The 12,346-nt window shown below is 46.9% G+C and carries 7 protein-coding genes; all 7 read left to right on the top strand.

Annotated features, from left to right (window positions below; genetic code table 11):
* Window positions 1–134 precede the first annotated feature (134 nt).
* The 7 genes from ACSAZK_RS09585 to ACSAZK_RS09555 all read left to right on the top strand — a co-directional run bounded on the left by ACSAZK_RS09585 (window position 135) and on the right by ACSAZK_RS09555 (window position 12,314).
* The gene (locus ACSAZK_RS09585; protein WP_440953944.1) at window positions 135–2,090 is read left to right on the top strand and encodes a hydantoinase/oxoprolinase family protein; all 1,956 of its coding nucleotides are present in this window, start codon (window positions 135–137) and stop codon (window positions 2,088–2,090) included.
* A gap of 276 nt (window positions 2,091–2,366) precedes the next feature.
* A complete protein-coding gene (locus ACSAZK_RS09580; RefSeq protein WP_440953943.1) occupies window positions 2,367–4,322 on the top strand; it encodes a hydantoinase/oxoprolinase family protein in 1,956 nt (651 codons plus the stop codon).
* Between the two features lie 91 nt (window positions 4,323–4,413).
* The gene (locus tag ACSAZK_RS09575; RefSeq protein ID WP_440953942.1) at window positions 4,414–7,356 is read left to right on the top strand and encodes a GAF domain-containing protein; all 2,943 of its coding nucleotides are present in this window, start codon (window positions 4,414–4,416) and stop codon (window positions 7,354–7,356) included.
* A 106-nt stretch (window positions 7,357–7,462) separates the two neighbouring features.
* Entirely contained in the window at window positions 7,463–7,657 is a 195-nt protein-coding gene (locus tag ACSAZK_RS09570; protein WP_440953941.1) for a hypothetical protein, read from the top strand.
* Between the two features lie 25 nt (window positions 7,658–7,682).
* The gene (locus ACSAZK_RS09565; RefSeq protein WP_440953940.1) at window positions 7,683–8,411 is read left to right on the top strand and encodes a helix-turn-helix transcriptional regulator; all 729 of its coding nucleotides are present in this window, start codon (window positions 7,683–7,685) and stop codon (window positions 8,409–8,411) included.
* A gap of 153 nt (window positions 8,412–8,564) precedes the next feature.
* On the top strand, window positions 8,565–9,773 hold the full coding sequence (gene mtaA / locus ACSAZK_RS09560) for a methylcobamide:CoM methyltransferase MtaA (protein ID WP_440953939.1): 1,209 nt from the start codon (window positions 8,565–8,567) through the stop codon (window positions 9,771–9,773).
* 600 nt (window positions 9,774–10,373) lie between these two features.
* Window positions 10,374–12,314 (top strand): uroporphyrinogen decarboxylase family protein, encoded by a 1,941-nt coding sequence (locus ACSAZK_RS09555; RefSeq protein ID WP_440953938.1) that lies wholly within the window; start codon window positions 10,374–10,376, stop codon window positions 12,312–12,314.
* Window positions 12,315–12,346: the final 32 nt, after the last annotated feature.

Raw genomic sequence — 12,346 nt, 5'->3', positions numbered from 1 at the left:
ATATTTTCCCCCTTTAATATTTCGCACCTTAATATATTTTGTACCTTCCAATATTGCACTCTCCTTCGGAACTCCTATCTCCGGAAAAAATAGTATAGGCTATGTTATATCTTTTTGAAAATAAACCTAATCCTATGAAACTCGGTCTGGGAATCGATACCGGAGGCACATATACTGATGCCGTTATTATGGATCTTTCGGAAGGGGAAGTTCTTGCTTCCAATAAAGCATTAACGACGCATTCGAACCTGATTGAAGGAATTGAAAACGTAATTGCAGGTCTGGACCAGGAATATCTGGAGCACGTCAAACTTGTTTCCGTTTCTACGACTCTTGCCACCAACTCTACGCTTGAAGGAAAAGGCCACCATGCGGGTTTGATCCTTTCCGGCTACTCTGTGAGCGGGGAAGTCCCTGCCAGGGATATGGTGACCGTAAACGGAGGGCATGATTCAAAAGGAAATGAAATAGGTAGACTGGATCTGGCAGCCGTGGAGGAATTTGTCAGCAGCACCAGGAACAGGTTATCTTCCTACGCAGTATCTTCTTATTTTGCCATCCGCAACCCCGAACATGAACTTGCAATAAAGGAAACCGTAGAGCGCCTTACAAGCAAGCCCGTGGTCTGCGGGCATGAGCTTTCCTTGGACCTGGGAGCCTACGAAAGAGCGGTTACAGCTACTTTGAACGCCCGCCTGATCCCTATAAATTCCCATTTCATCCGGGCAGTCCTCTCAGTAATGGAAGTGAGAAACATCAGAGCTCCCCTGATGGTCATGAAATGCGACGGCTCCCTGGCCAGGATAGAGGACGCTGTTGAAAAGCCGGTTGAGTCCATCTTTTCAGGACCTGCAGCAAGTCTTGTAGGGGCTGCGCACATCAGTGGACTGAAAAACTGTGTTGCAGTGGACATAGGGGGCACCAGTACCGATATAGCCCTTATCGAGAACGGGGTCCCGGAAATCAGTGAAAACGGTGCTATCGTAGGGAACTGGAGGACAATGGTCCGGGCAGTCAGGATCCAGACTTCGGCACTGGGCGGGGACAGCCACGTCTGGGTACAGAAAAAACTCTGCATAGGGCCTCACAGGGTCGTTCCTCTCTGCCTTGCAGCTTCCCGTTATCCTTCCCTTGTGGACCGGCTGCTGGAAGGGGAAAAACCTTCTGAAAGGATAATGGACGATATCCTCCAGCCAACCAGCTTCTTTGTCAGGAGCGGGCATCCGGATTCCGAAGAAGACCTGCATTCTCTTAATTACGTAATCGAGTTCGAACTTAACGATTACGAACGCCGGGTCCTTGACCTGATAGAATATGAGCCGATTTCGGTTTATGACATCTCGGAAAAAATCGGGAAGCATCCCCTTTACTTTGCAAAAGCCCTGCGTTCCCTGGTCCAGAAGCACTGCATCTGTCATATTGGTTTTACTCCCACGGATGCTCTCCATGTGCTGGGGGACTACGAAGCCTGGGACAGGGCGGCTTCTTTGCTTGGGGCGGAAGTCCTCGGCCGTCATCTGGGCCTGGATGAGGAAGGGTTTTCCAGGGAGATAAAGAAAAACTTTGCAAATAATGTCGCCCTTGATCTGCTGACCTTTCTTGCAAAGGACTTCAAGCGGGAGAACCTTGAAAAATTGATGGAAGGCTCCAGGTTTATGAAGTACAAAATCACGACGCCTGTAGTGATGATCGGAGCCCCGGTGAAAGCTTACGTGTCCGAACTCCGGGAGTTTATCGATGCGGACATCAGGGTCCCCGAGTTCCATGAGGTGGGCAATGCTGTTGGAGCTCTTGTAGGAAACATAATCAAAAGAAGTGAAATTCTTGTCCGTCCGGTAGGGCCCGGGTCTGACCGATACCATGTTTTTTCGGAAAAGGAAAGGAAAGTCACGGACAGCTACACGGAAGCCCTGGATTACGGGTTTGAACTCATGGAACAGCTTATTTTCGAGCATATGGACGGGCACGGGCTCCGGAAGGAGCAGGTCCGATTCGATCTTGAAAGGAAAGACTTCAATCCGGGATACGGAGCCTCGAAAGAGACCCGCCTGTCAGGCCTTGGGGTCGGAAGCCCGCTGAAACTTAAATAAACCCCAGGCAAAAACTTTCTTTTTAAAATCATTTCTTTTTAAAATCATTTCTTTTTAAAATCATTTCTTTTTATCCTCTCCGTTTAATTATTCATGAAGTTTCCGGGTCTGATTTTGTCACGGGCTTTGATAATCTCAAACCCTTTGCTTAGTTCCTTCCATTTGATTCTCCCGGGGGCTCTGTCGAGGTGAAACCGGCTGATTCAATCAAAACCTGGAAAAAAACGCTATCAGCTATGTTATATATTCAGATCTCCGAAATATATGATGAGTAATATGAAGTTTGGTTTAGGGATCGATACGGGTGGCACATACACTGATGCCGTTATAATGGATCTTTCAGACGGAAGAGTCCTTGAAACGAACAAGACCCTGACTACTCATTCGGACCTCATTCAGGGAATAGAAGGTGTAATCTCCGGCCTGAACCCCGGGTACCTGAAAGACATAAGGCTGGTTTCCGTTTCAACAACCCTTGCAACGAACTCAACCCTGGAAGGAAAAGGGCATCCTGCAGGCCTGATCCTTGCAGGGTATTCGATTAATAGGGAACTGCCTGTCCAGCATATGGTTTCCGTTAGCGGTGGCCATGATGCTAACGGGGGTGAGGCAGATCTGCTGGATCTGGATACGGTCAGGGACTTCGTTAACGCTACAAAAAGCAGGGTTTTTTCATATGCAATCTCTTCATACTTTGCCGCCCGGAACCCTGAACATGAACTTTCCATAAAACAGTGTATTCAGGACCTGACGGAAAGGCCGGTCGTATGCGGACATGAACTTTCCATGGATCTTGGGGCTTACGAAAGGGCGGCTACGGCCACTCTGAACTCTCGTCTGATTCCTATTAATTCCCTGTTTATCCGGTCCGTTCTGGCTGCAATGCGTGCGAGAAATATCAGTGCCCCTCTCATGGTTATGAAATGTGACGGCTCTCTTGCCAGGCTGGAAGAAGCAGAGGAAAAGCCTGTAGAATCCATTTTTTCGGGACCTGCAGCAAGCCTTGTCGGGGCTGCGCACATAAGCGGGCTAAAAGACTGCATAGCCGTGGATGTAGGGGGCACAAGTACAGATATTGCCTTTATCAAAGACGGAGTCCCGGAGATCAGTGAGACCGGGGCGGTTGTCGGGGACTGGAAAACAATGGTCAGGGCGATCAGGATGAGGACCTCGGCAGTGGGTGGGGACAGCCATGTCTGGATGCGGAATAAGTTTTTTATAGGACCTAACAGGGTTATTCCCCTCTGTCTGGCAGCAGAGCGTTTTCCGAACCTTATTGATAAGCTTTCCAGACCCGGGAAACTCCGTGAAAGGGTTATGGACGACATCCTGCAGCCTACAAGTTTCTTTGTCAGGAGCCATCTGGTCGAAACTTACGAAGATTATTCGGCCTTTAATTACGCGGTTGAATTCGAAATGGACAGGTACGAAAGGAAAATCTTTGAAGTTATCGGGGATGAACCGGTCTCCGTAGCCGAGCTTTCCGAAAAAACAGGGGACCACCCTCTCCTCTTTACAAAAACCCTGCATTCCCTTGTCCAGAAACGCTGCATAAGCCAGATTGGGTTTACCCCTACCGATGCCCTGCACGTGCTCGGGGAGTATGAAGCCTGGGAAGGGGCAGCATCCCGCCTGGGTGCAAAAATTCTCGGCAGGGCTCTCGGGCAGGGAGAAGAGGACTTTTGCAGGGCTATTAAACAAAAGTTTGCAAAGAATATTGCTCTGGAATTAATTGCTTTTTTTGTAAGGGACCTCAGGAAAAGCGACCTTGAAAAAGTTATGGACAGTTCGGATTGTACCAAATTTAAGATAACCGTCCCTGTGGTGCTGATAGGGGCTCCGGTCAGGGCGTATGTTGATGAATTGCTTGAGTTTGTTGATGCGGATATCCGGATTCCGGAATACTATGAGGTCGGAAATGCCGTTGGAGCCCTTGTAGGGAACATAATCAAGCGAAGTGAAGTCCTGATCCGCCCGGCAGGGCCTGGAAATGAAAAATACCTGGTATTTTCGGAAAAAGAAAGAAAAATATCCGGGAATTACCAGGAAGCTCTGGCTTACGGGCTTGAGCTGAGCGAGCGCCTGATCTCCGAGCATATGGGGGTTTACGGGCTTGACCGGGAACAGGTTTTTTTCAACCTGGAAAGAAAGGATACCCGGAAAGGAACGGGATCTCCTCTGGAGACAAAGCTGCTGGGGATTGGAATCGGAAGCCCCTTGAAACTGAAATGAAGGGTAAATTCTTTTTTGTTTTTTCGGAAATGGTTTTTTCCTTATCAGAAGAATCAAAACTGGGGAATCAAAACCCGGGTATAAATAGGAAATGACACGGATTGATATGAAACTGGAAACTCTTGTTAATAACGGCCCTGCAGTTATTTTTCTCTGCAGGGCAGAAACCGGCTGGCCTGTGGAAATGGTTACTGAAAACGTTTCCAGGTTAGGGTATTCCCCGGAAGATTTTGTTGAAGGAAGCCTGGGGTATGCTGATATTATATACCCAGCAGACCTGGAAATGGCTGTTTCTCAGTTTTCTGCTTATGCGGAAAAAAGGTACAAAGGGGAGGACAGTGGGCACAAAGAGGAAGACAGAGGGCACGGCACCTTTACCCGGCAATACAGGCTCCTGAATAAATCCGGAGACGTGCTATGGGTCGAAGCCGAAGTTCAGGTTTTGAGTGAAGAGGAGGGGGAAGCAGGTTCTTTCCAGATCACTGTCTTTGACATCTCCCGGTGGAAACAGGCTGAAAAATCAATGCTCAATGCTCTTGATACGGAAAAAGAATTTAAGAGGATCATTAACAGTGGGCATGCAATTGTCTTCCTCTGGAGAGCCGAACCGGGCTGGCCGGTCGATTTTGTCTCTGAAAACGTATCTGGACTCGGGTACACGCCTGAAGATTTCACCTCCAGGAATATTTTTTATACCGATATTATACACCCTGAGGACCTGGAAAAGGTTAAGGTAGAAGTTTCAAAGAATGCTGAAGAGGGCCGGGACTATTTTAGCAAGGAATACCGTGTCCTGATGAAATCCGGAAAGGTCCGTTATATGGACGAAAGGACCCTGATCCGGAGAAATGAAAAAGGCGAAGTTACCTGTTACCAGGGTATACTTCTGGATATCACCAAACGTAAACAGGCTGAGGAGCTTATCTTGAGCCAGAACCGGGTACTTGAAAGGATAGCTTCGGGGGCTTCCCTTGATGAAGTGCTCCTGCTCCTTGTCAACTATGCCGAAGAAATGAAACCAGGGCTCCTGTGCACGGTAATGCTTCTGGACAGGGAGCAAAAACGTCTTTTCTACGGAGCATGTCCAAGCCTTCCGAAACTTTATTCTAAAGCTATCAACGGGATGAAGATAAAGGTTAATAACGGGGCTGCCGGGACCGCTGCCGGGACTGCCGCCAGGACCGGAAAGCGTGTAATCGTAGGAAACATCATGAAAGATCCCTTCTGTGAGGAGTGCCGGGAAATTGCACAAAAAGTAGGCTTGAAGGCCTGCTGGGCAGAACCCATATTTTCTTCGGGGGGCGATGTTCTCGGGGTATTCACGATTTACCTGCGTGAAACAAGGATGCCCCGCGAAGAGGAACTTGAGTTTATCAGGACAAATGCACACCTTGCAGGCATCGCAATCGAACATGTTCAGGCCGCAGAAGCTCTAAAGGAATCGGAAAGCAGGTTCAGGACAATTTTTGACAATATCAATGACCAGCTTTACATCCGGGAGCCGGACGGAATATGTTACATGGATGTGAACCAGGTTGTTGTGGACAGGCTCGGCTACAGCAAGGAAGAAATCCTGAACATGGAAGCCGAAGAGATCATTCCTTCTAATTACTGGGCTTCGGTCAGGGAAAACATGCAGAAGATAAAGGCCGAAGGTTCCAGGATTTTTGAAGCGGGAGCAGTTTGTAAAGACGGGACCGTCATCCCCCTTGAGGTGAGTGCCAGGATTATCGATTACGGAGGCAAAAGGACCATCCTTTCGGTTGCCAGGGACATCACCGAACGCAAAAAAGCTGAAGCTGCACAGAGGCTCAACGAATCCAGGCTTGAAACCCTTGTAAAACTTGAACAGATGGCGGGTGCCTCCCTGAAAGAGATCACGGACTTTGCCAGGGAAGAAGCGGTCCGGTTGACCGGTAGCAAACTCGGGTACCTGGCTTTTATGGACGCATACGAAAGCACCCTTGTAATGCATTCCTGGTCTGACAGTGTGATGGAAGAGTGTTCGATTGAAGATAAGCAGTTCATCTACCCGGTAAAGAGTATGGGGCTCTGGGGAGAGGCTGCAAGACAGCGAAAACCAATCATTACCAATAATTATCCCGCCCCTAACCCCCTCAAGAAAGGGTGTCCGAAAAACCATGTGCATCTGACCAGGCATCTGAATATCCCGGTCTTTGACGGAAAGCGGATAGTTGCCGTTGCAGGGGTGGGAAACAAAGGGGAAGACTATGACGAATCGGATGTTCGGCAGCTAACTCTGCTAATGCAGGGTATGTGGCAGCTGATCCAGAGAAAACAGCTCGAAGAAGCTCTCAGGACATATTCTGAGGAACTATCCAAAGCGAATGAGGAACTCGGTTCCATGAATATGATTAAATCCGAATTCATGGAAGAAGTGATGTTTCCGGAAAAGGAGGAATATGAGGAAATTATGGATTTTGAGACGCTTTATGCTATTGACAGCCAGCAGCAAAAGGCGGTTAACACCTTTATCCATTATTCAGAAAAGCTGCGCCGCCTTGTTGATTCCCTTCTCTACCAGAGCCTGGAAAAGGCAGGAAAGATCGAATATTTCTTTGAAGAGACACAGCTAAGGGACATCCTCTCTGATGCTTTCTTAAACAATATTTTCCTGATCGATGAAAAAGGCCTGGAGGTTGAAAAAGAAATCCCTGCCAGTTTGCCTGAAATTAAAGGTGACAGGGAAAAATTGACAGTCCTTTTTACTGCTCTTGTCGACTATGCCATAAAATTCATTCCGCAGGGAGGAAAGCTGGCATTGGAAGCAAAAGAAGAAGAAGATAATGTCCACATAGTGATCGTGGACAGTGGAAAGGGCATAAGTAAAGAACTTATACCCTATCTCTTTGACCGGCTTTACCAGGTCAACGACTCCGTAAGTCGCAGGTATCAGGGGCTTGAATCGGGGCTCTATATCTGTAAAGACATTGTCGATGCCCATAAAGGAGAGATCTGGTTCGAAAGTGAGGACGTTTCGGGTACCCTTATGCATGTGAAACTCCCAAAGTGATAACTCTTTGAATGGTAATCCCTTTAATGTTAAATCCCAGAATTTCAATGCCTTGAATTAAAAAATCCGGAATTAGAAGTGAGTAATTAGAAGTGAGTAATTAGAAGTGAGTAACGAGAAAGAAGGAGGAATTAAGGCAAACAGGGTAGAAGCAGGATTAAAAATAGCTTATTTAGTTCTGGGAGGGGGGCTTTTTGTCAATATAAAAATTTCATGTACTGGATGCAGGATAACTCAGTGTAGAAAATGGCGAGTGAGTTGGAATGAAACTGGAATTGTTGGGAACTTTATTCCTATCTGATAAGAGAAAAGATCTTCTGCTACTGTTGATCGAAAGGCCCAGGGAAATCGAAGAGATCAAGAACACTCTTAATGGGACATCGAGTGCGATTATGACCCAGATCAAGATCCTGATAGGGCAGGGACTGATCATCCATGAGGGGGACATGTACAAACTTTCAAGCATGGGGGAAGTGATCGTAAACAAGATGGAGCCCCTCCTTAATACCCTGAACGTATACGAAGAAAACAGGGATTACTGGCAAAACCATAACGTAAATTCCATCCCTTCCTCCCTCCTGAACCAGATCGAAGTTCTGGGGCACTGCGAACTCGTCGAGCCTGAACTGGACCGGATGTACGATCTCCCAAAGCGAATCGAAGCCGAACTCTTTAAATCAACGTACCTAATGGAAGTTTCCTCTTATTTCAGTCCTGCCCTTTCTTCCCTGTATCTCAAACTAATAAGAAAGGGGATCAACGTTTCCTTAATTATTACCGAGCCTGTCTTTGAAAGGTTCAGGAATGAATACGTTGAACTCCTGGAAGAGTACCTCAATAAGGAAAATGCGAATTTGTTCGTCTGTGCTTGCAATATAGGGCTTGCCTCGAGCACCGTCACTGACCGCTTTCTTGCCCTTTCCTTTTTTTATAAAAACGGAATATACCACAACCATGCACTGATGAGTGTTGAAAAAGGCTCCATAAGCTGGGGAGAGAGCCTTTTCCTTCACTACAGGAAAAACTCACGGCAAATTACCAAATCGGAACTCTAAAATCTAATTAGAAACATAAATACAATTAAAAAATAATCCGGTTAAAAATAATCCAGTTAAAAATAATCCAGTTAAAAATAATCCGGTTAAAAATAATCCAGTTAAAAATAATCCGGTTAAAAATAATCCGGTTAAAAATTATTATAGATAAACATGGTTGATTACAATTTAAGAGACCGTTTCCTGAATGTGTTGAAGGGGAAAACCGTGGATAGGGCGCCGGTACTTTCCGTTACCCAGACAGGAACTGTTTCTCTTATGGAAAAATGCGGGGCTTTCTGGCCTGAAGCCCACAGCAACCCTGAAAAAATGGCAGCTCTCTCTCTGGCTGCCCATAAAATTACGAGACTGGAGGCTGTAAGGTATCCTTACTGCGTAACAGTACTTTCAGAAGCGATGGGGTGTAAGGTTAGCAGGGGAACAAAGGAGACCCAGCCCTATGTAACATTTCCTCCCCTTGGAAACTCAGGGGAATTGCCGGAAATTCCGTATTCCTTGCTGGAAAAGGGCAGGATCCCTACGGTTCTGGAAGCAACTGCTCTCCTTAAGAATAAAACTGAAGGGTCTCTCCCCCTAATTGTGGGAATAGAAAGTCCGGCTGCCCTTTGTTCCAGGCTTCTGGGGGCGGACAACTACCTGAGACAGCTTCTTAAATCTCCTGACTATATCAGGGAATGCCTGGAAATCAATACTGATGCCTGCATTGAGTATGCAAATGCCCTTTTTGAGGAGGGTGTGGATGCGGTCTGTGTTCCGGACGGCATATCAGGCCCTGACATTTTGAACCTGGAGATTTTCGAACTTTTAATAAAACCTGCTTACAGGCGTTTTTGTAAGCAGGTAAAAGGGCCCAAAATACTGCATATGTGCGGAGATGCTTCCCTATTTCTTGGAACCCTCTCTGAATGCGGTTTTGAAGGAATTAGTGTTGAAGAAAAGGTCCGGGACCTGAAAAGTGCAAAGAAAAATCTCGGAAATGGGATCTGTCTTATAGGAAACGTTGCCAGTTCTTCGACTCTCCTTTGCGGCAGCCGTGAAGATGTAAAAGCGGAAGCAAGAAAATCCCTGGAAGGCGGGGTTGATATCCTTGCTCCGGGTTGCGGAATTGCGCCCCTGACCCCTCTCGAAAATATGACGGCGCTGGTAGAGGCCAGAGATGAGTATTGCGGTTCTGTTTTTTCCTGTTTTGAAGACTGCAGGTCCAAATGTTACGAATCCGAATCTTATGGGTCAAGATGTCATAAATCCGAATCTTATGGATCAGGATGTCATGAATCCGAATCTTATGGGTCAGGATGTCATGAATCCAGATATCGTGAATCTGAATCTTATGAATCTAACTGTTATGAACCCGAATACTGATATCCGACTTAATAAACTTTAAATTCTCCTTTATGATTTGAATTCACTTTCTTAACCTGAATTTGAACTTCTCATTGATATAACCTCATCGATGTAATATCTTCTTAATCAGGTATTTTTCCGTTTAAAAGGACCTGAGTTTTTCCTTTATTTTTGAGATTTTTTGAGAACATTATGTTTCGGGAATAGGGCATTGATATTATCAAAGTGTTTGATAATTTCCGGGATTCTTCCTATACTCGTGGTCCTGTCGGTGTCAGGGGTCCGGAGATATTCCGGCAGACTGTCAATATCGAAACCCCTTTGAATCCTTGAAGTCCTGTCAGCATCAAAAGCTTTGAAAATATTGGGAAATAGGTTTCTATCAAAAGGCCCGGAAAAATCATATCTATGGAGAAAAACGCCTTCGGTTATGCTATATATTAGCCAGTGTATATTTAAAATTGTAAGTGCGGTTTTACAGAATGTGTGTTACTGTTAACCGTGATGTCTGATAGAATCTCAGACTTTGTTTAACGGGCGCAAACAGGTGGTTTTTAAGGGCATTTTTGCCTGAAGAATTATGAGACGCCCATTTTTCCTAAATGTAGGAGGTTTAATATGGCAATCGGAAATGAGAATCAAGGAGCGGAAGCTATCTCCGAGGAAGAGATATTCAGGCAGATGGCTGAAGCAGTTGTCGAAGGAGACGACGAAATCATAGAAGAACTTGCAAACAAGGTACTGGAGCTTAACATTGACCCATATACCGCAATCGTGGAAGGGCTTACCAGAGGCATGTCCGTTGTAAGTGACATGTATGAGAACGGGGAAGCCTTCGTCCCGAACCTCATGGTTTCCGCAGGTGCGATGTACGAAGGGCTGGATATTCTCTCTCCTTACCTGAAGACTGATTCAACAAACAAGCCTTCGAAGATCATTATCGGGACAGTCGAAGGCGACGTGCACGACATCGGCAAGAACCTTGTCAAGACAATGATGACCGCAGCCGGTTTTGACATGGTCGACCTGGGTTCGGATGTGTCCCTAAGCAGTTTTGTAAGCAGTGCAAGGGATCAGAAAGCCGATGCTATTTCCATGAGCACACTAATGACAACAACCATGCCCGGCATGGAAAAGGTTATTGAGCAGCTCAAGGAAGAAGGGTTAAGGGACTCTCTTCTGGTCATGGTCGGCGGTGCCCCCATCAATGCGGACTATGCAGAAAAAATAGGGGCTGACGCAACCAGAAATGACGCAAGTGCAGCTACCGAATGGTTAACAGGAGCTATTGCCGAACTTCCGGATGCTGATCTGAGGTGGAGTGAGAAACAGATCAGCCTTAACAAAGTAAAGTACAAGGAAGAGCTTGCAAAGAAGGTCACGGTCGAAGCCGTGGATATAGGGCTCGAATCTGCAAAGGCTATCATCGAAGAGTTCGAGAGTGTGGGCGTAAAGACGAAGGAATCTATGACGCACACCGACAGGTCTCTCGCTGCCCTTGCTGATAAAAAGGTGGACCGTCTGCCTGTCTATCCTCTGGCCTGTGGAGTCTTGAGGAAGTTTGCTCCCGTGACCTACAAGGAGTATGCCACAAACGAGGAGGCTTTTGTCCAGAGCGCTTACCTTGGATCAAAGTACCTGGACCTCGATATGTTTGTTGGACTGGTCGACCTTTCCATCACCTCGGCGGACCTGGGATGCGGGATCAAGTTCCCTGAAGAAGATACTCCTTCCTCCGAGGGCCACCTTGAAGACTATGAAAAGATCGAGGTTCCCGAAGTTAAGGAAGGGACCCGGGCCTACGAACTGATTAAAGCAACAAAGCTTGGAAAAGCCAAACTGAACAGCGAACTGGAAACTCCGATGGTTGGCTTCCATGAAGGTCCCCTCCTTACCCTGACCCAGCTCATGGGCGCAAGCCGGGTGCTCGGCGATATCAACACCAATCCTGATGTTGTGCTCAAAGCCGTGGACAAATGTGCGGACTACGTAGCCGAAGTCTCCAGGGCTTTCTTTGAGGAAGATGCCTGTGACGCCCTCTGTATCGACAACCTCTGGTCCAACAACGTCATCATGGGACAGGAAGACTACTGGAAGTTTGACGGCCAGTTTGTGTACAACAAGCACGTCCCGGTCTTCAAGGAATACAACCAGCCCTATATCATCCACAACTGTGCCGACGCTGTCCACTACGATACCCAGATCTCGAAGTTCGGGACCGCCCTGTACAGCTATGCCTACTATCCCTCCGGGAAGGGCAAAGGTTCCTACAGTTACGACGAACTCATCCCGAAGTACGGGGAAACCTGCTGCATGATGGGTGAAGTGGATCCGATCCAGTTCCTGGACAACTCTCCTGAAGGCATCCAGAAAATTAGAAACGACACGGAAAGCAACCTGAGAGGTGCTGTCCAGACCCTTAAAGAGAACGGTTTCCAGTCCAAGTACGTACTGTCTACTGGCTGTGAAATCCCGCCCGGAGCACCTCTTGACACCTCGAAAGCAATGGTCGATGTAGTCAAGGAACTCGGACCTGAACTCCAGAAGCTGATGGGATAAACAAATCCCATCTTTTTTCTTTTTCCAATAAA

It is taken from the genome of Methanosarcina sediminis (assembly GCF_052056915.1).
In the GTDB taxonomy this organism is placed as follows: Archaea; Halobacteriota; Methanosarcinia; order Methanosarcinales; family Methanosarcinaceae; genus MTP4.
Note: the sequence above shows the minus strand (reverse complement) of the source record. Positions and strands in the feature narration are given on the sequence as shown.